General features: G+C 60.6%; 14 protein-coding genes and 2 pseudogenes. 13 read left to right on the top strand and 3 right to left on the bottom strand.

The annotated features are described in order from the left end of the window. The first annotated feature begins 129 nt into the window (after nucleotides 1-129). Nucleotides 130-2,205, top strand: coding sequence for an EAL domain-containing protein (locus AYR47_RS24155; RefSeq protein WP_033902373.1), 2,076 nt, complete (start codon nucleotides 130-132; stop codon nucleotides 2,203-2,205). On the opposite strand, the gene AYR47_RS24150 is transcribed toward AYR47_RS24155, so the two are convergent. Genes AYR47_RS24150 through AYR47_RS24140 form a run of 3 tightly spaced genes read right to left on the bottom strand, consistent with a single transcriptional unit; the run spans nucleotide 2,202 to nucleotide 5,476 of the window. After that, nucleotides 2,202-3,035 carry a metal-dependent hydrolase gene (locus AYR47_RS24150; protein WP_033902374.1) on the bottom strand — a complete coding sequence of 278 codons (834 nt, stop codon included), beginning with the start codon at nucleotides 3,033-3,035 and terminating at the stop codon, nucleotides 2,202-2,204. The genes AYR47_RS24155 and AYR47_RS24150 overlap by 4 nt on opposite strands. Before the next feature lie 15 nt (nucleotides 3,036-3,050). Then, nucleotides 3,051-3,941: an SDR family NAD(P)-dependent oxidoreductase gene (locus AYR47_RS24145; protein WP_061437282.1), complete on the bottom strand. Its 891-nt coding sequence runs from the start codon at nucleotides 3,939-3,941 to the stop codon at nucleotides 3,051-3,053. Further along, on the bottom strand, nucleotides 3,938-5,476 hold the full coding sequence (locus tag AYR47_RS24140; protein WP_061437279.1) for a flavin-containing monooxygenase: 1,539 nt from the start codon (nucleotides 5,474-5,476) through the stop codon (nucleotides 3,938-3,940). The genes AYR47_RS24145 and AYR47_RS24140 overlap by 4 nt, the downstream gene beginning before the upstream one ends. A gap of 204 nt (nucleotides 5,477-5,680) precedes the next feature. On the opposite strand from AYR47_RS24140, the gene AYR47_RS24135 reads away from it, so the two are divergent. The 12 genes and pseudogenes from AYR47_RS24135 to AYR47_RS24080 all read left to right on the top strand — a co-directional run bounded on the left by AYR47_RS24135 (nucleotide 5,681) and on the right by AYR47_RS24080 (nucleotide 21,668). After that, the gene (locus tag AYR47_RS24135) at nucleotides 5,681-6,742 is read left to right on the top strand and encodes an alpha/beta fold hydrolase (RefSeq protein WP_061437277.1); all 1,062 of its coding nucleotides are present in this window, start codon (nucleotides 5,681-5,683) and stop codon (nucleotides 6,740-6,742) included. A gap of 294 nt (nucleotides 6,743-7,036) precedes the next feature. After that, the gene (locus AYR47_RS24130) at nucleotides 7,037-8,317 is read left to right on the top strand and encodes an alkane 1-monooxygenase (RefSeq protein WP_033902380.1); all 1,281 of its coding nucleotides are present in this window, start codon (nucleotides 7,037-7,039) and stop codon (nucleotides 8,315-8,317) included. 131 nt (nucleotides 8,318-8,448) lie between these two features. Then, on the top strand, nucleotides 8,449-8,943 hold the full coding sequence (praA, locus tag AYR47_RS24125) for an alkane oxidation protein activator PraA (RefSeq protein ID WP_033902381.1): 495 nt from the start codon (nucleotides 8,449-8,451) through the stop codon (nucleotides 8,941-8,943). 132 nt (nucleotides 8,944-9,075) lie between these two features. Continuing rightward, nucleotides 9,076-9,588, top strand: coding sequence for an alkane oxidation protein activator PraB (praB, locus tag AYR47_RS24120; protein WP_033902382.1), 513 nt, complete (start codon nucleotides 9,076-9,078; stop codon nucleotides 9,586-9,588). 120 nt (nucleotides 9,589-9,708) lie between these two features. Continuing rightward, nucleotides 9,709-11,160 (top strand): outer membrane protein transport protein, encoded by a 1,452-nt coding sequence (locus AYR47_RS24115; protein WP_033902383.1) that lies wholly within the window; start codon nucleotides 9,709-9,711, stop codon nucleotides 11,158-11,160. Between the two features lie 436 nt (nucleotides 11,161-11,596). After that, nucleotides 11,597-12,090 (top strand): annotated as a pseudogene (gene praB, locus AYR47_RS24110) (alkane oxidation protein activator PraB). Nucleotides 12,091-12,240: 150 nt separating this feature from the next. Next, nucleotides 12,241-13,646: pseudogene (locus AYR47_RS24105) on the top strand (outer membrane protein transport protein). A 199-nt stretch (nucleotides 13,647-13,845) separates the two neighbouring features. Then, the gene (locus AYR47_RS24100) at nucleotides 13,846-16,371 is read left to right on the top strand and encodes an acyl-CoA dehydrogenase (RefSeq protein ID WP_061437274.1); all 2,526 of its coding nucleotides are present in this window, start codon (nucleotides 13,846-13,848) and stop codon (nucleotides 16,369-16,371) included. A 29-nt stretch (nucleotides 16,372-16,400) separates the two neighbouring features. Then, nucleotides 16,401-17,744: a 3-oxoacyl-ACP reductase gene (locus AYR47_RS24095; RefSeq protein ID WP_061437273.1), complete on the top strand. Its 1,344-nt coding sequence runs from the start codon at nucleotides 16,401-16,403 to the stop codon at nucleotides 17,742-17,744. Between the two features lie 3 nt (nucleotides 17,745-17,747). Then, nucleotides 17,748-18,638 carry a MaoC/PaaZ C-terminal domain-containing protein gene (locus tag AYR47_RS24090; protein ID WP_061437270.1) on the top strand — a complete coding sequence of 297 codons (891 nt, stop codon included), beginning with the start codon at nucleotides 17,748-17,750 and terminating at the stop codon, nucleotides 18,636-18,638. Then, nucleotides 18,635-19,933 (top strand): acetyl-CoA C-acetyltransferase, encoded by a 1,299-nt coding sequence (locus AYR47_RS24085; RefSeq protein WP_061437268.1) that lies wholly within the window; start codon nucleotides 18,635-18,637, stop codon nucleotides 19,931-19,933. The genes AYR47_RS24090 and AYR47_RS24085 overlap by 4 nt, the downstream gene beginning before the upstream one ends. 31 nt (nucleotides 19,934-19,964) lie before the next feature. After that, a complete protein-coding gene (locus AYR47_RS24080) occupies nucleotides 19,965-21,668 on the top strand; it encodes an AMP-binding protein (RefSeq protein ID WP_061437266.1) in 1,704 nt (567 codons plus the stop codon). The last annotated feature ends 58 nt before the right edge of the window (nucleotides 21,669-21,726 follow it).

The following is a 21,726-nucleotide window of genomic DNA, read 5'->3' as shown; positions in this document are numbered from 1 at the left end:
CTATTACGGAAAAAACACCTGGTTGAATGGCAAAAGGCTTTCGCTCACTGTGCCAGGACGTGTAGCGTTAGCCCCGTGTTTCCGGCCCTGCCTTCCAGGGACAGTGGGCGATGGGCAGAGGGATGGGTCATGGCGCAAACGCTGTTCAAGCTTTTCTTCACCCAACGTCTGGCCGCCTTGGCCAGCACTGAGTCTCTTCGAGCGATCCGCGAAGGTTTGTTGTGGATCCTGCCATGCCTGTTGGTGTCTGCCGGCTTCCTGATCCTGTCGGAATGCGCACGGGTGCTGGGATTCGATCCGCAAGTGGTGACGTTCCTTGCAGGCTTGCACAATCAAATCAGCTCAGTGATCCCGCTGTTGGTCGCTGCGTCCATCGGTTACATGCTGGCAATCCAGTATCGCCTGCCACAACTGCCGGTGGCGTTCCTGTGTCTGGCCCATGTGGTGGTGGCGACGTTTATCCTGCGCGAATATCCTCGTGCTTCGGCCACCTTCGTCCTGTTTATTGCGATTGCTTCGCCGCTGTTGAATGTGCCGGCGATTGCCTGGCTGCACCGTTACCGCTGGACTCGCTTGGTCAACGAAGATTTGGTAGGCCACAACCTGCGGGGCACGATCAATATGGTGGTGCCGGGCGCCATCACCGCTCTGGGATTGGTGGTGGTGCTGTCCTTGCTGTTGCAGGTGCCGTATGTGGCGCACCTGCAGGGGCCCCAAGTACTCGATGCCCTGGAGTCGCCCTACGGCAGCGGGCTGTTCGTGACCCTGATGAATTCGTTGCTGTGGTTTTTCGGCATTCATGGCGTGTACGCCATGCAACCGCTGTTCGATGTGCTGGACCAGGCGGTGGTGCTGAACAGTACGGCGCTGGCAGCGGGCGAGCCCATCAAATATATGTTGAACAGCGGGCTGCTCGGCAGCTTTGCGTTTATCGGCGGTTCCGGCGGTGCGTTGTGCCTGTTGCTGGCGATCCTGCTGTTTTCCAAAAGCCAGTCCATGCGCTTGTTGGCGGTGGCGAGCCTGCCGCTGTCACTGTTCAACGTCAGCGAAGTGCTGTTGTTCGGTTTGCCCATCATCCTCAACCCGCGCTTGTTCATCCCGTTTCTGATCGTACCCGCATTGAATGCCATGGTGGCGTTGACGGTGGTGCAGATGGGCTGGGTGTCGCCTGCGGTGGTCAGCGTTCCATTCACAGCGCCTGTTCTACTCAATGCCTACTTGAGCACGCACGGCGACCTCGCGGCAGTGGCGCTGCAACTGACGCTGCTGGGCCTGGGCACTTTGGTGTATGCGCCCTATGTGCGCGCGATTCATCGCCAGGCAACCGAGGGGGGCACGGTCTACCTCAAGTCTCTGGACATGACTTTCCGGGGTCTTGAAGAAAAGGGCCGGCTGCGTGAACTGGACCCGGTGCTCGCGTCCCACAAGACACTGGCGCGCCAGGCCAATGAATTGAGCCGCATCCAACAAATCAGTGACTACGAGTTCTACCTCGAATTCCAGCCGCAGGTCTCGACCCGTACCGGCTTGTGCACGGGCTGTGAAGCACTGATGCGCGCCCGCGATGCCCAGGGCAAGGTGCATTCGCCGTGGGAGTTCCTGCAATGGCTGGCCCAGGCGCGGTTGATGCCGGATGTGGATGTGTGGGTAGCGTCCCAGGCGGTCCGCCAATACCAGAAGTGGCAGAAACTCGGCTTTGCCTTGCCGATGACCATCAATATATCCAGCGCGACCCTGACCGACGCCGCCTATGGCGAGCGCCTTGTGGAAATCCTGGCCCAGGCCCACGGGCAGGTCTCGGTGGAAATCACCGAAGACGCACTGGTCAGCGATATCCAAGTCACGCGCCAGACCATCCAGAAGCTGCAAGCCATTGGCGCCAAGGTCTATATCGATGACTTCGGCACCGGGTTTTCGGCCTTGAGTTACCTGCATCAGTTTCCGGTGGATTTCATCAAGATCGACCGCAGTTTCGTGGTGGCCCAACACGACCCCAAGGGGGCCCAGGTCATGACCGGCATGCTGCGCTTCTGTGAGGCGCTGAACTTGGGCGTGGTGGTGGAAGGCGTGGAGACGGCCGAGCAGTTGGCCTTCCTCAACACCGGCGCCGAATTGATCATCCAAGGCTGGTATTTCAGCAAGGCACTGCCGGGCGATCAGTTGGAAGGCTTTGTGCGTGAACGCGCCGCCTTGGCGCAAGCCTAATACCCGCGTTGGGTCTGCTCGATCTCCTCGACCAGGTCGTCAATCCCGGCTAGGCGCGCACGGTTGTCATGATCCCAGGGGTGGAAGCCGGGTTTGAAGTAATGCAGCCACGGCACCAGCATCCGTGGGAAAACGCCCTTGGGCCCATACAGAAATTTCAGCATGCGCCAGAAGCCTTTCAGGTGTCCGCCGCACTTGCGGTCGGCGATCAGCAGGCGCAGGTGGAAGTCGAAGACCACCAGCCAGAAAAACACCGTGGTGGTGAGCATGGTCCCGGTGCGCAGCAAATAGCGCTTGGGTCCGGGCTTGATCACCGTGTTCCAGACATCAAAGGCCACCGCCTTATGTTCGGTTTCCTCCAGCGCGTGCCAGTACCACATCTGTTGGTAGCCCTTGAGTGACTCGCCGAAGCGGGACGGGTCGCTCAACAGGATTTCGGCCAGCATCGCGGTGTAGTGTTCAAGGGCAATGGTCACGGCCAGGTTGAAGGACGCTGGCAGGTGTTTTTTCTGCAGGTCCAGGATAAATTTCAGCCGGCGGTCTAGGGTATGCGCGGGCAAGCCGGCGGCTTGCAGCAAGTCGTTGTAGGCCACGTGTTCGCGGCTGTGCATCGCCTCCTGGCCAATAAAACCCTGGATCTCTTTCTTCAGCACGGGGTCGTCGATGCGTTGGCGGTAGTGGCGCACGCTGTCCATGAAAAACAGCTCGCCCTGAGGGAACAGCAGCGACAGGGCATTGAAGAAATGCGTGATGAACGGACCCTGTTCATGCCAGTCCTTGATGCGCTCGGCGGGCAGGGTGAAACGGATGTCACGGCGGATCGGCAACATGGTGCGTGCTCCTGTTCAGAGGCGGGGCTCGTCGTTGGGTTCAAGTACCGGCGTGCGGGGCTTTGGCGCCATGCGTTTGCTGGCAAACACCACTAGGGCTTGATAGGCCGCCGGCAGGCAGCGGGCGAGCAGGTCGAGGCAATACGCGTCGCGGCCGATCAGCACACGTCGCTTGTTTTTGCGTACCCCGTGCAGGATCACTTTGGCGGCCTGGTCGGCGTCGGTGATAAACAGCTTTTCGAAGTCGGCGCGGGCTTGCTGTTCGCTGTGGATCAGGAACCCCGTCATGTTCGCGTCGATACGGCTGCTGCGGCAGATATCGGTGCGAATACCGCCAGGGTGCACGCAAGTGGCCGATACACCGCAGCGTTGCAGGTCCAGCTCCTGGCGCAGGGATTCGGTAAAGCCGCGCACGGCAAACTTGGTGGCGTTGTAGCCGCTCATGCCCGGTTGGGCAAACAGGCCGAACACGCTGGAGGTGTTGACGATATGGCCATCGCCTGCGGCTTTCAGGTACGGCAGAAACGCCTTGGTGCCGTAGACCACGCCCCAGAAGTTGATGCCGACGATCCATTCCAGGTCGGCGTAGTCCACACCCTCCACGGTGCTCGACAGGGCCACCCCGGCATTGTTGAACACCAGGTTGACCTGTCCGTGATCGGCCGCGCAGCGTGCAGCCCAGTCCTCCATGGCCTGGCGATCGGACACATCCAGTACCTGGGTGGTGATCAGCACAGGCGCCAGGGTCGACGTTTTGATCAGCGCCGACGTCTGTTCCAGCCCCTGGCTGTTTTTATCCGCCAGTGCCAGGTGGCAACCTTCTCGTGCCAAAGCTAATGCCAACGCGCGACCCATGCCCGACGCCGCGCCGGTAATAGCCGCCACGCGGCCGTTGAATGACTTCATGACAGGCTTCCTTCGGCAGCGGAATGGGCGGCGGGCACAGGACGGTCGGGCGCATTGATCGGCACCAGGCTGGCCACGTAGTCCTTGAGCGCAAACTGGCGCGTGACCTGCTTGAAGCACCAAGTCGAGCCGGGCCACAACGTGGTGTTCTTGCCAGTGCGAGGGTCTAGGTACCAGCTCTGGCAACCGCCGGTATTCCAGATGGTGCGCTTGAGTTTGTCTTGCAACTGTTGGTTGAAGGCGCTTTCCACGCTGGGTTTGACGTCCACACTGGCGATGCGATGCCGCTGCATTTGCTTGAGTGCATCGAGGATGTAAGTGACCTGGGCTTCGATCATCAGGATCATCGAGTTATGCCCCAGGCCGGTGTTGGGGCCGACGATCAGGAACAGGTTGGGATAGCCGGGCACCGTGGTGCCCTTGTAGGCATGGGCGCCGTCTTGCCAGGTGTCCATCAGGTCGACGCCGCCGCGCCCGATGATGCAGTCGCGGGGCAGGGGATCGGTGGCCTGGAAGCCGGTGCCGAAGATCAGGCAGTCGGCCGGGTGCTTGATACCGTCGGCGGTGATCACCCCGTCAGCTTCGATGCGCTGCACGGTGTCGGTGACCACCTCGACGTTACTGCGCGACAGCGCGGGGTAGTAGTCATTGGAGATCAGCACGCGCTTGCAGCCGATGGTGTAGTCCGGGGTCAGGGTCTTGCGCAGGGAAGGGCGCGCCACTTGTTTGTGCAGGTGGCGCAGGGCGATTTTCTGCACCATTTTCATCAGCCGTGGGTGCAGGGCAAAGCCGACCACACGGCCTTCCAGCGCCCAATAAAAAGCGCCACGTACCAGGCGTTGGGTGAAGGGCAGATGCTTGAACAACCAGCGTTCGAAAGGCGAGATCGCCCGGTCGGGCTTGGGCATGATCCAGGGTGGAGTGCGTTGGAACAAGTCCAGATGAGCCACCTGCGGCGCAATCTGCGGCACAAACTGAATGGCGCTGGCGCCGGTGCCGATCACTGCCACGCGCTTGCCCTTCAAGGAATAGTCGTGGTCCCACTGCTGTGAGTGGAAGCGCTTGCCCTTGAAACTGTCGAGCCCCGGAATATCCGGCAGCGCCGCGCGCGACAGGCCGCCCATGCCCGAGACCAGAACCCGTGCACTGACCTGGCGACCATCGCTGAAGCGCAATTGCCAGCGCTGGTGTTGCTCATCGAAGACCGCCCGCTCAAGGCCCATGCCGAACCGCAAGTAGGGCGCCAGCCCGAAACGCGTGGCGCATTGCTCCAGGTAAGCGCGGATCTCCGCTTGCGGCGCGAACTGGCGAGTCCAGTCCGGGTTAGGCGCGAAGGAAAACGAATAGACGTGGGACTGCACATCACAGGCGCAGCCGGGGTAGTGGTTGTCACGCCAGGTGCCGCCGAGAGTATCGGCCTGCTCGGCGATAAAGAAGTCGGTGAACCCGGCCTCCTTGAGCTTGATCGCCATGCACAGGCCGGCAAAGCCGGAGCCGATGATGGCGATGTCGATGGCGTCGCGCTGGGCATTCATAAGCATTCCTTCATGGGCATCGGGTGTGCTCCTTTTCTTGTTGTGTCTTTTAGATAGAACACCATTGCAAAGAAAAATTGAATTACTTATTTTAAAAAAGATTTTAAATAATCTACCTGAAAATATCGCCTACGCTAGTCCCAGGTTCCTCATGTGCGACTTGTCCGACGGACAGGCACGACGTTCAGGTCCAGGGTGTGGACGATGGCTGAGGCCTTGATCAATTCCGGTCAGGTCGCCAGCCGCAGGGATGCAGAGGACCGAGCTATGGCTGTTGAATGGGTTATCGCTGCGGCTGTATTGATAGGCGCAAGCACCGTTTTGTGGGGATTCAGCGCGTGGATGACGCGACGTATTGAAGCCGCCGTTCCGAACAACGGGCGCTTTGTGGAGGTGAATGGCGAGCGCTTTCATTATTACGAAGAGGGCAAGGGCCCACCGTTGGTGATGATTCACGGGCTTATGGGCAGTAGTCGCAACCTGACGTATGCCTTGTCCGGACAATTGCGTGACCAGTTCCGTGTCATCACGCTCGACCGCCCTGGATCGGGTTATTCCACACGCCACAAAGGCACCGCTGCGGACCTGCCAGCCCAGGCGCGGCAAGTCGCAGCCTTTATCGATACGCTTGGCCTGGATAAACCCGTGGTGCTGGGGCATTCCCTGGGCGGTGCGATTTCCCTGGCGCTGGCCCTCGACCATCCCCACGCAGTGTCGGGGTTGGTGTTGGTGGCGCCACTGACCCATCCACAACCGACTTTGCCCGTGGTGTTCTGGTCACTGGCGGTGCGCCCGGCCTGGCTGCGGCGCTGGGTGTCTCACACCCTCACGGTGCCGATTGGCCTGTTGACGCGCCGCGCGGTGGTCAAAGGGGTGTTCGCACCGGACAGTGCCCCTGACGATTTCGCCACCCGTGGCGGAGGGCTGCTGGGCATGCGCCCCGATAACTTCTATGCCGCGTCCAGTGAGATCGCCTTGGTCAACAACGACCTGCCGGGCATGGTCACGCGTTACCCGCAACTGACGCTGCCCATCAGCCTGATCTATGGCGCGCAGGACAAGGTCCTGGACTTTCGCAAGCACGGCCAGGCCCTGGCCGACAAGGTTCCGGGCCTGAAATTGCAGGTGGTGGAGGGGCGGGGGCATATGCTGCCGATCACCGCCACCGCGCGGGTGGTAGAGGCGGTGCACCACCTGGCCAAGCGTGCGCGGCCAGCGCAATCCGCTACGGTCCTGCATCCGCCCTTTGCGTTGGCAAGCAAATAGTCGTGGCACTCACTGCGGGTTGTACCGTCCGAAATGCTTGCTCTAGAGACCTGACCCAGCGGATGAAAAAGAGACTGTCCGGTCACGTAAAAAAGGCCTCGAAAAAGTAGTTGACGACCTAACGATTCCGCGCTATTTCTTTAAAAAAATATTTCAATGTTTATTTTGAAATGATTTTTGAAATGCCTAAGAGCGAATAAAAATGAAAAAAACGTCTTTTATCGCATGGTTGATTTCCTGGAGCATTCAACGCTCCCTGAACCTGTTTTGCACTGCCCAGCAACGGTGGCTGCCATGAATCAGACACTGGCAGCGCCAAGCGTATGGACCGACGGCAAGCGCCACCTGTGGTGGTTGGGCATCATGCCCTTGGCCACGCCTTTGTTGTCCGGCGCCCTGGCCATCACCACCGGTATCCAGCAACTCTGGTGGGTCGGCGTATTGGTGATCTTCGGCCTGATCCCGCTGATCGATGGTTTGCTCGGTGAAGACGTGAGCAACCCGCCCGAATCCGCCGTCAGCCACCTTGAATCGCAAAGCTACTACCGCTGGATCGTCTACACCGGCGTACTGTTTGTCATTTCGTCGGTGGTGATCACCGGTTGGCTGGCCGCTGGCGGTATCGACTGGATCATCCACGGCGGGCTGTTGCAGGCTGCCGCGAACCTGGAGCCGTCGAGTTGGCTGTCCCATGCGGCCAGCTACATCACCGCACGCACCCAGCTGCATGGCGAAGTGAGTTGGTTCACTTACCTGGGCATGGCCATGTCGACCGGCGCCGCCACCGGCATCGCGATCAACACCGCCCATGAACTGGGTCACAAGCCCAATGCGTTGGAAGTGTTCCTGGCCAAAGTCACCTTGGCGCCGACCTTCTACGGTCACTTCTACACCGAACACAACCGTGGTCACCACGTCCGTGTCGCCACGCCGGAAGATCCGGCGAGCTCGCGGCTGGGGGAGAGCTTCTGGGCCTTTCTGCCGCGCTCGGTGTGGTTCAGTGCCCGCTCGGCGTGGAACCTGGAGCGCGAACGCCTGCGCAAGGTCGGCCTGCCGGCCTGGCATTGGCAGAACGGCGTGCTCAGTGCCTGGATGTACAGCGTGGTGCTGTGGGGCGCGATGATCGCTTGGCTGGGAGCGGCAGTGATTCCGTTCCTGATTATCCAAGGCATCTACGGGTTTTCGCTGCTGGAAGTCGTGAACTATGTAGAACACTACGGGCTTAAACGTCAGAAGTTGCCCAATGGTCGTTATGAGCGTTGTTCGCCACGGCATTCATGGAACAGTAATCGGATTGTTACCAATATCTTCCTGTTTCAATTGCAACGGCACTCCGATCACCATGCCAATCCAACTCGTAGTTATCAATCGTTGCGTCATTTTGATGAGTCGCCGCAACTTCCTTATGGTTATGCGAGCATGATTGTCTGGGCCTATGTGCCTTACTTATGGCGGCGGCGCATGGACCATCGGGTACTGAATCATTATGCGGGAGATATTACGCTGACTAATCTTCAGCCCTCACAACGGTTGAAGTACCTGGAGAAGTACAGCAACAGCGCCAAGCCTTTTTAAGTTCAAGTCACACCGTTTGCGTACTCGGGGCCTGCGTGCCGCGCAGGCCTCTATCGCCCGGAAGTTTCCAATTCGATAGCCAGAAAGTTGTTTGACCCGAACAAAAATAATTAAAGGGAAGGACGTACACCATGCAAGCACCTGCCAAGTTCACCACCCATATCATTTTGGCTGCACTGGGCCTTATTGCCTATCACCAGGCCCAGGCCGCCCGTATCGAACCGGCTGGCAGTACGTTTACCGCCCAGGGCCCCATCAGCTTTTCAAAAGGTGCGCTGATCAGCGCTGATTGCACCATCAAGGTGGCCGGCAAAGTCGCGGCGGATGGCTCATCGGTGAATGTCGACAAAGTCGAATTCGACGGCGGCCTCAAGTGCAGCCGGGTCGAAGCCATCAACCTGCCTTGGGTACTGGTCGCCAAAGACACCAAGAGCGGTTCCATGTCGAAGATCAGCGTGGATGTCCATGCATTTGGCTTGGGCGGCAAATGCGGACCCTCGACCGCCGATGGCACCTGGGACAACGCCACCGGCAAGTTGGAGGCCGCCAATGTACCGATCGGCGAAGACTGCACGATCAAGACGGTATCTATCAAGATGCCACCTAACTTTAAGGTTGTTGAGTAACTACCTGATTTTATTGCGGTAATTGAATTGAGATTTGGCTGGAAAGGGAAGTTCTGCAGTTTCACCGTGACCTCTCGATCATGGCCATTACCCCTGGCGAAATGACTTCGCCATAACATGTGAGGAAAAACAATGAAAAGCTTGAAAACCCTCGTGTCGTTGACTGCTTTGACTGTTTGCATGGGCGCAGCCTCTCTGGCGAATGCCGCTTCGATCAGCCCTGAAGGTCCGTTCACCACGACTGCTGGCTCCATCGTGGTGCAGTCGCCGTCCTCATTTGGCGGCAGCGTGACCTGCGGCATTACTTTCAGCGGCACGGTCACTGGCGGTGTTGCCACCATTACCAACGCTGCCCTCACCGGCGGCGGTCTGTGTGGCTTGCCTACGCTTAAAAGCATTCCGGCACCCGGTTGGGTGCTGACTGCATCGGCGGGCACTGATGGCAAGAAGGGCAAGGTGGCTAACGTCGGCTACACCATCAAAAAAACCATCGTTATTCCGGCTACTGATTGCGGCATCTCCACCATCGACGTGGACTGGAACCCAACCACGCACACGCTGACGGCTGCCAACCAGCCTCTGAGCGGCGGCTGCAACATTGTCTCGCTGACCACCACTGCCACAGGTCTGACCGTTAACCCATAACGGGGATGGGTCACGGAACAAAGGGTTGATCACCCGCTGAAAGGCCGGTGCCTCGAAAGAGGTGCCGGCTGCCGTGGAAAGCCGGCCATGCCGGAAGCGAATAATAATAAGGAGTGCCGCATGATCACTAAGAAACAACAGGCTCGAACACTGCTGGGGCTGGCAATACTGGGGGGGCTGATGACGACTGCGCCCGTGCAGGCGGGTGGTTTCTCCACGCCGACTTACGGCGCCCCAGGCTGGGGCCGGGCGTTCGGCGGCGGTTCTCTGTTCAAGAACGATCCAAGTTCTGCGTACAACAACCCGGCCGCCATGGCGTTTGTCGACCAATCAGTGGTTCAACAAACCGTCGATTATGCGCGGATCAAGATCAAATACACGGGTAACTCCTACGATTACACCGGTGCCCCGGCCAGCAATACCGCGGTATTGCCCGATGGCAGCTTTGATCCGAGCACGGCCACCGTCAACAACAACAACGGTGGTCAGGGTGGTTTCACCGCCTGGTTGCCAACCGGGTTCCTGGTGATCCCGATCAATGACCGCTTTGCCTTCGGCCTCAGTCAGGTCGTGCCGCAAGGCATGCGTACCACGTGGGATGAGAATTCCAAGTTCCGTGACTTCGCCGTGGACACCAAGATTGAAACCGTCGGCTTGACGGGTTCGCTGTCCTTCAAGGTGCGTGACAACCTTTCGCTCGGTGGCGGCATGATCGTCCAGCGCAGCCAGGGTTTCGTCAGCCAGAACATCGACCTGTTCTCGGCCGCGTCGGTCTCTCCAGGCCTGAGCAACGGCGCGTTCCCGTCGGGCGTTGGTAGCGCGCTGATGCGGGTCAAGGTGGACAATGTGTCCGTCGGCTGGTTTGGCGGCGTGGTGTGGAAACCGACTGAGAGGGACTCATTGGGCCTGAACTATCACGCCAAAATCAAAAACAAGCTGACCGGCAAGTACAAGATCCGCGCGGATGCGCTGAACAACGGCCTGATGACCGACGATACGATCTTCGGTGATGGCAAGACGCTGGTTGAAACAGCTTATCCTGGGCTCAAGCTGTACCCCAATGGCGCCAATGCCAGCACTCAGTTGGACATTCCGGCAACCGCCGCCATCGACTGGGTACACCAGCTCAACGACCGCTGGACATTGGGCGTCAGTGCCATGTGGACGCAATGGTCTTCCTTCAAGGACCTGACGCTCAAGTCCGAAGGTTCGACGATTGTCGCCATTCCCTACAACTACAAGGACGCCTGGATGTACTCCCTGGGGGGCGATTTCAAGGCCACGGATGAGCTGACCTTGAGGGCGGGCGTAGCCTATGACCAAACCCCTACCCGCAACTCGACTCGCGACCCGCGCATCCCCGACGGTGACCGTTACTTCGCATCGCTTGGCTTTGGTTATGACATCAAGGCCATACCGGGCTTGAGTGTCGACGGTGCTTACTCGCGGCAATTTGTCGAGCAGGTCAAGCTCAAGACCGTTAACGTTGATCGCTTGGGCGGTGGGCGCCTGGATGGCAAAGTGGACAGTAAAGGCGAGGTTGTCAGTCTGTCGGCCACTTACAGGTTCTAATGCATGCGGTAGTGGAACAGGCAGTCAGCGCATCTTTCTGCTGTTTCACGCAGTTACCGCATCGACGGGTCGCCTGTGCGACCCGTTTCGATTGTCACTGAGGCATTCTCTACCTCTCGCTTCATCATCCCTCGCAAGTACTCAAGCTCCTGCCTGATTCCGTCATTGTTTCCTGAAAAAAACGATGTTTCTCCTCGCTCGGATTAGTCCTATACCGGCGCCTTCTTAGTTGCAGGAAAGTTGTTCTACCCGAACAAAAAACAATTTGAAGGGATGAACGCTAACTGTGCAACTTCCTACAAGGTTCCCCTCTCATCGGTATCGGTCATTAATTTGAAGTTTGGCCTGGCCGAGGAGTTTTGCAGTTTCACCTCAACACCTCAGTCATGGTCATTGTCCCTGGCGACTAACTCGCCTTTCTATGTGAGGAATAACAATGACGAACTTTAAAACTGTCGTATCGTTGTCTGCCTTGGCTGTTCTGATGGGGGCCGCCTCCATGGCCAATGCCTACAGCATCACCCCTGTAAACACCAACTTCACCGCACCCGGCACGATCTCGGTGAAATCGCCATCCTCCTATCAGGGCCGCGGTCAATTGCGGGGCGACCTTCACCGGTAATGTCGATGCCGCTGGCGTTGCCAAAATCACTGACGTTGCCATCACGGGTGGCGGGCTTTGCAGCCTGCCCAAGATCACCGGCTTGCCATGGACGTTGACCTCGACCGGTGCTACCGCAGGTTCGGTGACCAACGTCGGATACACCATCGCGGGTTCGATTCTGTACCCCGTCTCCAATTGTGGTGCTTCCACTATCACCGCCAACTACAGCGGTGGTGTGTTGACGGCTACCAATCAATCCCTGGCAGGCAACTGCACCGGTAAGCCTGAGCGTCAAGCCAACGCCAGCGTTCACCGTTGTTCCTTGAGGATGGCGTGAATACAAGGGGCTGAGCGCCCGTTAAAAGGCAGGCGCCTCCCATGAGGCGTCTGTTGCGGCTGGCTGATTAAGAGCGCAGTAGAGGTGCCGTGTGAAGTTAAATAAACGACAGATTGAAGTGCTGCTGGGCCTGGCGTTAATGGGCGGATGGATGGTGGCCGCTCCTGTGCAGGCCGGTGGTTTCTCCACCCCGACCTATGGCGCCCCCGGTTGGGGCAGGGCCTTCGCGGGTGGCTCGCTGTTCAAGAACGATCCGAGTTCGGCGTATAACAATCCGGCTGCCATGGCGTTTGTCGACCGCAATGTTGCGCAGTTCACGGTCGATTACGCGCGCATCAACATCAAGTACAAAGGCGACGCCTATGATTATGCTGGCAAGCCGATTTCCAGCACGCCGCTGGATGACAACGGCTTTCCTGATTCCACCGCGACGACCGCGAACCACAATGACGGTGGCCAAGGGGTCTTCTCCGCCTGGCTGCCCACAGGCTTCATGGTCATGCCGCTGGGCGACCGGTTTGCCTTCGGCCTGAGCCAGGTCGTGCCCCAGGGCATGCGTTCCACCTGGGACCAGGATTCGAAACTGCGTGGGTTTGCAGTGGACACCAAAATCGAAACCGTGGGTTTGACCGGCGCCTTGTCGTTCAAGGTCAACGACCAGTTTTCCGTCGGCGGTGGGGTGATCGTCCAGCACAGCAAGGGGTTCGTCAGCCAGAACATCGACTTGTTGTCGGCGGCGGCGGTATCGGACTCTGAACTGGGCGGCATTGCTTTCCCGTCGGACGGTGGCGGCGCGCTGATGCGGGTCAAGGTCGACAATGTGTCAGCCGGCTGGTTTACCGGTGTGGTGTGGAAACCCACGGAAAAAGACACGCTGGGGTTGAACTACCACGCCAGGATCAAGAACAAGATGACCGGCAAGTACAACATCCATGCCGATAAGTTTTCCTACAACCTTATGACCCAACCGAGCCCCTTCGGCGGCAGCGGTACGCTGGTGGGCACGGCCTATCCGGGGCTTGAGCTGTTTCCGGACGGTGCCCATGCCAGCACCCGGTTGGATATCCCTGCCACCGCAGGCTTGGACTGGGTGCACCCGTTCAATGATCGGTTCACCCTGGGCGCGAGTGTGGTCTGGACGCAGTGGTCCTCGTTCAAGGACCTGACACTCAAGTCGGGGGACATCACCATCGTGTCTATTCCCTACAACTACAGGGACACCTGGATGTACTCCCTCGGTGGCGACTTCCGTGCGACCGATGAGCTGACCTTGCGTGCAGGTGTGGCCATTGACCAGACGCCAACCCGCAATTCCACCCGTGACCCGCGCATCCCGGATGGTGATCGCACCTTTGTGTCCCTCGGGCCGGATACGACGTGAAGGCAATCGAGGGCCTGACCCTCGACGTTGCCTATTCCCACCAGTTCGTTCAGACGGTGAAGTTGAATACCCAGAACGTCGACCGGCTGGGGGCCGCGAGCCTCGATGGCAAGGTGAATGCGTCCGGTGATGTCGTCAGCCTGTCGGCCTCCTATACGTTCTGATGTTTCAAGGCTGTATTCCCCTTTGGTGATGACTTGACCAGGCGGCTCGCTCAGCCGCCATTTTTTTGCCCAGGCATTAAATAATAATTTCAAAACAAAATTTGAATATAGTTTTCGAATTTTGTAGTGTGGCGTTACGCCGCATGTCATCCGACCTGGCGCACGTAGGCCGTACCCTGAATCGAATCGAGGTATCTCCATGGTTATCTGGTTACTGGTGGGTTTCGCAGCAGCGATCGCCCTGGCATATCGACAAGCTGTCGCCACCCTGTGGTTGGCCGCAGGCCTGATCTGGCTGGCAGCGGGTTACCTGTTCAACGTCGTGGCCGGTTTCGGCGCCACAGTCGCGGCGATACTGGTGGTGGCGCCCGCGTTGCTGATGACCATCAAACCCCTGCGCCGCACCTTGCTGACCAGCAGGGCTTTGGGCCTGTTTCGTACGATCATGCCGGCGATGTCTGACACCGAACGCGCCGCCATCGAGTCCGGCACCGTGTGGTGGGACGCCGAGCTGTTCAGCGGCAAGCCCAATTGGCAGCGTCTGCTGCAAGCCGCACCGGCCAGCCTGAGCGCAGAGGAACAAGCCTTCCTCGACAACGAAGTGGAAACCCTGTGCGACATCGCCAACGACTGGGAAACCACCCAGGTCTGGCAAGACATGTCGCCCGAAGGCTGGCAGTACACCAAGGACGCCGGGTTCCTCGGCATGATCATTCCCAAGCAATACGGCGGCAAAGGCTTCTCCCACTACGCGCACTCGCAGGTGGTGATGAAGCTGTCGACGCGCTGCTCGGCGGCCGCCATTTCGGTGATGGTGCCCAACTCCCTCGGCCCGGCCGAACTGCTGTTGCATTACGGCACCGATGCCCAGCGCAATTACTACCTGCCGCGTCTGGCGCGGGGTGAAGACATCCCATGCTTTGCCCTGACCAGCCCGTATGCCGGCTCCGATGCCGGGGCGATCCCCGACCTGGGCATCGTCTGCAAAGGCACCCATGAAGGCGAGGAAGTGCTGGGCTTTCGCGTGACCTGGGACAAGCGCTACATCACCCTCGGCCCGATTGCCACGGTGCTCGGCCTGGCGTTCCGCGCAGAAGACCCGGACGGGTTGCTCGGCGCTCCGGGTTCACTCGGTATCACCTGCGCACTGATCCCAACCTCCCATCCCGGCGTCAACAGCGGCCGCCGGCATTGGCCGCTGAACGCCGTCTTCCAGAACGGTCCTACCACCGGCAAGGATGTGTTCATTCCGCTGGAGTGGGTGATCGGCGGCCGCGAGCAAGTCGGCAACGGCTGGCGCATGTTGATGGAATGCCTGGCGGCCGGCCGTGCGATTTCCCTGCCGTCGGCCAACGTTGGCCTGGGCAAGGTGGCGGTGCGCGGCACCACCGCCTATGCCGCGATGCGCAAACAGTTCGGCCTGCCCATCGGCAAATTCGAAGGCGTGCAGGCGCCCCTGGCGCGCATGGCCGGGCACCTGTATGCCTGTGATGCGGTGCGCAAGGTGTCGGTGGCGTCCCTGGACGCGGGTGAGAAACCCTCGGTGATCTCGGCGATTGCCAAGTACCACGTCACCGAGCGCGCGCGGATCATCGTCAATGACGGCATGGACATCGTTGCCGGCAAGGGCATCTGCATGGGCCCCAACAACTTCCTGGCCCGTGCCTACCAGCAAAGCCCCATCGCCATTACGGTGGAGGGCGCGAACATCATGACGCGCTGCCTGATCATCTTTGGCCAGGGCCTGATCCGTTGCCATCCTTATGTGTTCCGCGAAATGGAAGCAGCGCGTAACCCGGACCGACGTAAAGCGCTGGAAGCCTTCGACAGTGCCATGTTTGGCCATGTGAGCTTTGTGCTGGCCAATACCGTCCGAGCGGCGGTGCATTCCCTGACAGGCGGGCGGTTGATTTCCGTTCCGGCCAAGATCGACCCTGCGCTGGCGTCCTACTACCGCCAGGCCAATCGTCTGTCAGTGGTGCTTGCGCTGATTTCGGACATTTCCATGGGCGTGCTGGGCGGTGCGCTCAAGCGCAAGGAAAGTATCACCGGGCGTTTGGGCGATATTCTGTCGCAGCTGTACATCCTGTCCTGCGTGCTCAAGCGGTTTGAAGACGACGGCCGGCCCCAGGCGGACCTGCCGTTGGTGCACTGGGCGGCGCAGGATTCATTGCTGCGGGCCCACGAAGCACTGGCGGAAGTGCTCGATAACTACCCCTCGAAACCCGCTGCGGCGGTGCTACGTGGCCTGACATTCCCGTTCGGGATTCCACTGCGCAAACCGTCGGACCGTCTGCTGGCCCAAGTGGCCGACGTGGTGCAGACACCGGGCGAAACCCGCGACCGCTTGTTGGCCAACTCTTACATCCCACGTCCGGAAATCGACAAGTTGGCCTACGGCGAGCTGGGTTTCCGCCTGCTGCCCCAAGTCGAGCTGATCGACGCCCGGCTCAAGCCCGCCGTGAAGCAGGGCCTGATCGAACCGATGCCGATCTCCGCCACGGCCTTCACCGCTTGGCGCGTCAAGGCGCGGGCGCTGGACCTGATCAGCGACGACGAAGACACCTTGCTCGGCCGCTACGTGGAATACGCCGACCACGGCATCCAGGTGGACCACTTCCCGCAGGACTTCGGCTTGCTGGAGGCGTTGCAGCAGCGCAAGCAAGCGCTGGAGCCGACGGCGAAACGTCGTACCAGCCAAAGCGAAAACGCCTCGGTCAATTAGCCAACACCGTGTTGTGAGTGAATCTATCAATGAGTGACAGCTACCTTTCCTTCGTCAATTCCTCTTGGGGCCGTCGCCTGGCGCAAGCCATCGGCTTGCCGCAGCCCCTGCCACTGCAACGCCACCGCAGCGGCCAGCAGGGCTTGGTCAACCCGGTGATCATCGCCGGGGCAGGGCGCCTGGCCGCCGAGGTACAGCGGATTTTCGCGGCCACCGATACCGTTGCCGCCACCCCGGCGACGCTCAAGGCACCGTCCACGGTGAAAGTGCAAGGCGCCGTGTTTGACGCCAGTGCCGTGGCCGACCTGCAACAGTTGGACGAGCTGTATGTGTTCTTCCACGCCAACGCCAAGCGCCTTGGCCACCATGGCCGCGTCGTGGTGCTCGGCACCGCGCCGGAACATTGCCAGGATTTGCCCCAGGCCATCGCCCAACGCGCCCTTGAAGGCTTGGTGCGCTCGCTGGCCAAGGAGCTGCGCCGGGCGATCACGGTGCAGTTGATCTACGTGGCGCCGGGTGCCGAAGACGCGCTGGACAGCAGCTTGCGTTTCTTCCTGTCGCGCCGTTCGGCCTATGTGTCGGGGCAAGTGGTGCGCCTGGAAAAACCGGTGGACGGCCACGTCACGGTCAATTGGGACAAACCCTTCGCCGGCCGTCGCGCCCTGGTCACCGGCGCCTCCCGTGGCATCGGCCTGGCGATCGCCCAGGTATTGGCGCGGGACGGCGCCCATGTGGTGTGCGTGGACGTGCCCCATGCCCAGGCAGCGTTGCAACAGGCGGCGGACAGCGTCGGCGGTTCGGCGCTGCCCCTGGACATCACCGCGCTGGACGCGGCCGCACTGTTGCAGGCCCACGTCAGCCAATACGGCGCCTTTGACGTGGTGGTGCACAACGCCGGCATCACCCGCGACAAGACCATCGCCAAAATGACTGAGGCCGCCTGGCGTAGCGTGCTGGCGGTTAACCTCGAAGCGCCTTTGCAGCTCAGCGAGGCATTGTTGGACAGTCAAGGCCTCAAACCGGGAGGGCGAATTGTCTGTGTCTCGTCGATTTCCGGTATCGCCGGCAACCTCGGGCAAAGCAATTACGCCACCTCCAAGGCCGGTGTGATCGGCCTGGTGCAGGGCCTGGCACCGCGTGCATCGCCGCAGCAGGTGACGGTGAATGCAGTGGCGCCGGGGTTCATCGAAACCCAGATGACCGCCAAGATCCCGCTGATGATCCGTGAGGCTGGGCGGCGCATGAATTCGCTGTCCCAGGGCGGCCAGCCGATCGACGTGGCCGAGACCATTGCCTGGCTGGCGCATCCGGCATCCGGCGGGGTCAACGGCCAAGTCGTACGGGTGTGCGGCCAAAGTCTGCTGGGAGCCTGAGCCATGGACTACGTGACGCAGATCATTGATCCGCCGCCTTCACGCAGCCGCTTGCTGCTGGATGGCGTGCGCGCCCTGCGTAAACCCAAGCTAGACGGTGCGCCTGTGCTGCCCAAGGAGCGCCTGGTGCGCTCGGCGGTGGGGTTGTCTGCCGCCGACATCGCCGCCTATGGCCGTGCCTGTGGTTTTCGCCGCGAGCAGGGCGTGCCGTTGTCCTATCCCCACGTGCTGGCGTTCCCTTTGCACTTGATGCTGCTGACCCGCCCCAGCTTTCCGTACCCGGCCAGCGGCATGGTGCACCTGGCCAATCGCATCCGTCAGCACCAGCGCTTGCACGAAGACCAGGCGTTGCGCATTGAGGTGTATTGCGAGCGTTGGGTCGCCCATCCCAAGGGCCAGGCATTGAGCATCGCCACTCGTGCCTACGGTGCCGACACGCTGGTATGGGAAAGCGACAGCCTGTACCTGCGCCGGGACGTCAAGGACCCGGTTGGCGAACCGTGGGGTGACGCGTTGTCGCTGCAGGAAGAAGGCTTGTTACGCACCCAGCGCTGGGTGCTGCCCGCCGACCTGGGCCGACGTTTTGCCAAGGTCTCAGGGGATTTCAACCCGATTCACACCTCGGTGATCGGCGCCAAGCTGTTCGGCTTTCGCCGTGCCATCGCCCATGGCATGTGGACCCTGGGCCGCGCGCTCGCCGCCCAGCAACCGCCCGGTGGCCTGGACCAGGCCGAGGCCCATTGTGACTTCAAGCTGCCGATCTTCCTGCCCGGCCAGGTCGCGCTGTGGAGCCATCCGGTGACTGGCCCGCGCCGCGAATTCGAAGTGCGCAATTTTGCCGGTGACAAACCCCATATGCGTGGCCTTTTCATCTGGAAAGAGAACCTGGAATGAGTGACTACAGCTTCAACCCGGCCCCGGTCCGTCGTGTGGCGATCATCGGCGGCAACCGCATCCCGTTTGCTCGCTCCAACACGGTGTACGCCCACGACAGCAACCAGGACCTGCTGGTCGCCGCGCTGCAAGGGCTGGTCGACCGTTACAACCTGCACGGCCAACGCCTCGGTGAGTTTGCCGCTGGCGCGGTGATCAAGCACTCGCGGGATTTCAACCTGGCGCGTGAGTCGTTGCTGTCCACCACCTTGTCGCCGGATACGCCGGCCTACGATGTGCAGCAAGCCTGCGGCACCGGGCTGGAAGCGGCGTTGCTGGTGGCGAACAAGATTGCCCTCGGCCAGATCGAGGTGGGCATTGCCGGGGGGGCCGACACCACCTCTGACGCGCCCATCGGCATTAATGAATCCCTGCGCCACACCTTGCTCGCGGCCAATCGTGCCAAGGGCATGGGCGACAAGCTGAAGACGTTGCTCAAGGTCCGGCCGTCGATGTTCTTCAAGCCGTTGCTGCCGCGCAACGGCGAGCCGCGCACCGGCCTATCCATGGGCGAGCACTGCGAAGAAATGGCCAAGCGCTGGCAGATCAAACGCCTGGCCCAGGATGAGCTGACCCTCACCAGCCACCAGCGCCTGGCGGCGGCCTACCAACGCGGCTTCTTCGACGACCTGATCAGCCCCCATCGCGGCCTGACCAGGGACAACAACCTGCGCGCCGATGCCAGCCTGGAAAAACTCGCCGGCCTGTCTCCAGCCTACGACCGCCAGAACGGCACCCTTACCGCCGGTAACTCCACTCCGTTGACCGACGGCGCCTCGGTGGTGCTGCTGGCCAGTGAAGAGTGGGCCGCCGCCAACGGCTGGCCGGTGCTCGCTTACCTGCGTACCGGCGAAACCGCCGCGGTGAATTTTGTCGACGGCACCGAAGGCTTGCTGATGGCCCCGGCCTACGCCGTGCCGCGCATGCTTAAACGCGAAGGCCTGAGCTTCAAGGACTTCGACTTCTTCGAGATCCACGAAGCCTTTGCCGCCCAGGTGTTGTGCACGCTCAAGGCCTGGGAAGACCCGGATTATTGCCGCGAACGTCTTGGCTTGGAGGCGCCCCTGGGCACCATTGATCGCGCGAAGATGAACGTCAACGGTGGCTCGCTGGGCTGCGGCCATCCCTTTGCCGCCACGGGAGGCAGGCAGTTGGCGGCGCTGGCCAAGATCATCCATGCGAACGGCGGCGGGCGCGGCCTGATTTCCATCTGCGCGGCGGGCGGGCTGGGCATTACCGCCATCGTCGAAAAGTAGCTCTATCAAAAACAACAACAAGGAGACTGCCATGAACGCTGTAAGCCTGGAACACACCGAACGGATCTGGTTGAACGCTTACCTGCCCGGCGTCCCGGCAGATATCGACGCCGCTATCGAGGACTACCCTTCGCTGCGCGAGGTGTTCCTGGAGCACCTGGAGAAGTTTCGCGAACGGGTGGCGTACGTCAGCATCGGCACCGAAATGACCTACGCCGACTGGCAGGTGCAAGGCTATGCCTTTGCCGCCTGGCTGCAGGGGCAGGGCGTCAAGAAGGGTGATCGTGTTGCGCTGATGATGCCCAACTGCTTGCAGTATCCGATTTGCCTGTTGGGTACGATCCTGGCCGGCGCGGTGGTGGTCAACGTCAACCCGCTGTACACCTCCCATGAGCTCAAGCACCTGCTCAAGGACAGCGGCGCGGAAACCGTGGTGATCTTCGAGAATTTCGCCCACACCCTGGAGAAAGTCATCACCGGCAGCAGCGTCAAGCGTGTGGTAATCGCGGCCATCGGCGATTTGCTGGGGACGTTCAAGGGCGCGGCGATGAACTTCATCCTGCGCCGGGTGCAAAAGCAGGTGCCAGCGTTCAATCTGCGCGGCTCGCTGCGCTTCAACCAGGTGCTGAAACAGGGACGGGCGCTCACTCATTTCCCGGTGGAGATGCACCTCGACGACCTGGCCTTCCTGCAATACACCGGCGGCACTACCGGCGATGCCAAGGGTGTGATGCTCAGTCACCGCAATATCATCGCCAACCTGCTGCAAGCCAAGGCTTGGGTCGGTGATCAGTTGGACCAGGACAAGCAAGAAACCAACGTCACCTTGCTGCCGCTGTACCACATCTTTTCCCTGACGGTGAACTGCCTGATGTTCATGTGCCTGGGAGGGCGCAACATCCTGATCGCCAACCCACGGGACGTGAAACGCGTGCAGATGATCCTGCGCAAGGAGCGCTTCAACGGGATTGCCGGGGTCAACACCTTGTTTAACGGCCTGCTCGAGAACAAGGAGTTCTGCGCACGGGACTTTTCCGACCTGCGCATGGTGATCGCCGGCGGCATGGCCACGCACACGGCGGTGGCCAAGCGCTGGAAGGAAGTCACCGGGCTGCCGATCATCGAAGGCTACGGCCTCACCGAATGTTCGCCGGTGGTGAGCATCAGCCCGATCAACATTGCACGCATGCGCGAGATGGAATTCACCGGCAGCATCGGCGTGCCATTGCCCTCGACCTGGGTGCGGTTTGTGCGCGAAGACGGTGAGTTGGCTGAGATTGGCGAACAGGGCGAACTGCAAGTGCGCGGGCCACAGGTGATGCAGGGCTACTGGAAACGACCGGAGGCCACTGCCGAAGTGCTGGATGCCGAGGGGTGGTTGTCGACCGGTGATATCGGCGTGATGGACACGCGTGGTTATATCCGCCTGGTGGACCGCAAGAAGGACATGATCCTGGTCTCCGGCTTCAACGTGTACCCCAATGAAATCGAGGACGTGGTAGCGCTGCACCCTGGCGTGGCCGAAGTGGCGGCCATTGGTGTAGAAGATGGCGTGACCGGGGAGAAGGTCAAGATCATCGTGGTGCGCAAGGACCCGAGCCTGACCCAGGAGCAGATTCTTGCGCATTGCCGGGAGTACCTGACGGGGTACAAGGTGCCCAGGTACGTGGAGTTCCGCACCACTGAGTTACCGAAGACCACCGTCGGTAAAGTCCTGCGCCGGGCACTGCGTTAGACTTCTCTTTTTGTGGTGAGCGAGCTTGCCTCGCGCGGGGCAAGCCCGCTCACCACAA

This window comes from Pseudomonas azotoformans, assembly GCF_001579805.1.
GTDB lineage: Bacteria > Pseudomonadota > Gammaproteobacteria > Pseudomonadales > Pseudomonadaceae > Aquipseudomonas > Aquipseudomonas azotoformans_A.
The sequence above is the reverse complement of the archived record's forward strand: the minus strand, read 5'-3'. Positions and strand labels throughout refer to the sequence as shown.

Excerpts from the sequence above, each read along its gene's own strand:
- AYR47_RS24145 (WP_061437282.1), bottom strand. The coding sequence starts at position 3,941 with ATGAAGTCATTCAACGGCCGCGTGGCGGCTATTACCGGCGCGGCGTCG.
- AYR47_RS24140 (WP_061437279.1), bottom strand. The coding sequence starts at position 5,476 with ATGAATGCCCAGCGCGACGCCATCGACATCGCCATCATCGGCTCCGGC.
- praB (WP_033902382.1), top strand. The coding sequence starts at position 9,076 with ATGAAAAGCTTGAAAACCCTCGTGTCGTTGACTGCTTTGACTGTTTGC.
- AYR47_RS24150 (WP_033902374.1), bottom strand. The coding sequence starts at position 3,035 with ATGTTGCCGATCCGCCGTGACATCCGTTTCACCCTGCCCGCCGAGCGC.
- AYR47_RS24115 (WP_033902383.1), top strand. The coding sequence starts at position 9,709 with ATGATCACTAAGAAACAACAGGCTCGAACACTGCTGGGGCTGGCAATA.
- AYR47_RS24155 (WP_033902373.1), top strand. The coding sequence starts at position 130 with ATGGCGCAAACGCTGTTCAAGCTTTTCTTCACCCAACGTCTGGCCGCC.
- praA (WP_033902381.1), top strand. The coding sequence starts at position 8,449 with ATGCAAGCACCTGCCAAGTTCACCACCCATATCATTTTGGCTGCACTG.
- AYR47_RS24085 (WP_061437268.1), top strand. The coding sequence starts at position 18,635 with ATGAGTGACTACAGCTTCAACCCGGCCCCGGTCCGTCGTGTGGCGATC.
- AYR47_RS24100 (WP_061437274.1), top strand. The coding sequence starts at position 13,846 with ATGGTTATCTGGTTACTGGTGGGTTTCGCAGCAGCGATCGCCCTGGCA.
- AYR47_RS24095 (WP_061437273.1), top strand. The coding sequence starts at position 16,401 with ATGAGTGACAGCTACCTTTCCTTCGTCAATTCCTCTTGGGGCCGTCGC.
- AYR47_RS24090 (WP_061437270.1), top strand. The coding sequence starts at position 17,748 with ATGGACTACGTGACGCAGATCATTGATCCGCCGCCTTCACGCAGCCGC.
- AYR47_RS24080 (WP_061437266.1), top strand. The coding sequence starts at position 19,965 with ATGAACGCTGTAAGCCTGGAACACACCGAACGGATCTGGTTGAACGCT.
- AYR47_RS24130 (WP_033902380.1), top strand. The coding sequence starts at position 7,037 with ATGAATCAGACACTGGCAGCGCCAAGCGTATGGACCGACGGCAAGCGC.
- AYR47_RS24135 (WP_061437277.1), top strand. The coding sequence starts at position 5,681 with ATGGCTGAGGCCTTGATCAATTCCGGTCAGGTCGCCAGCCGCAGGGAT.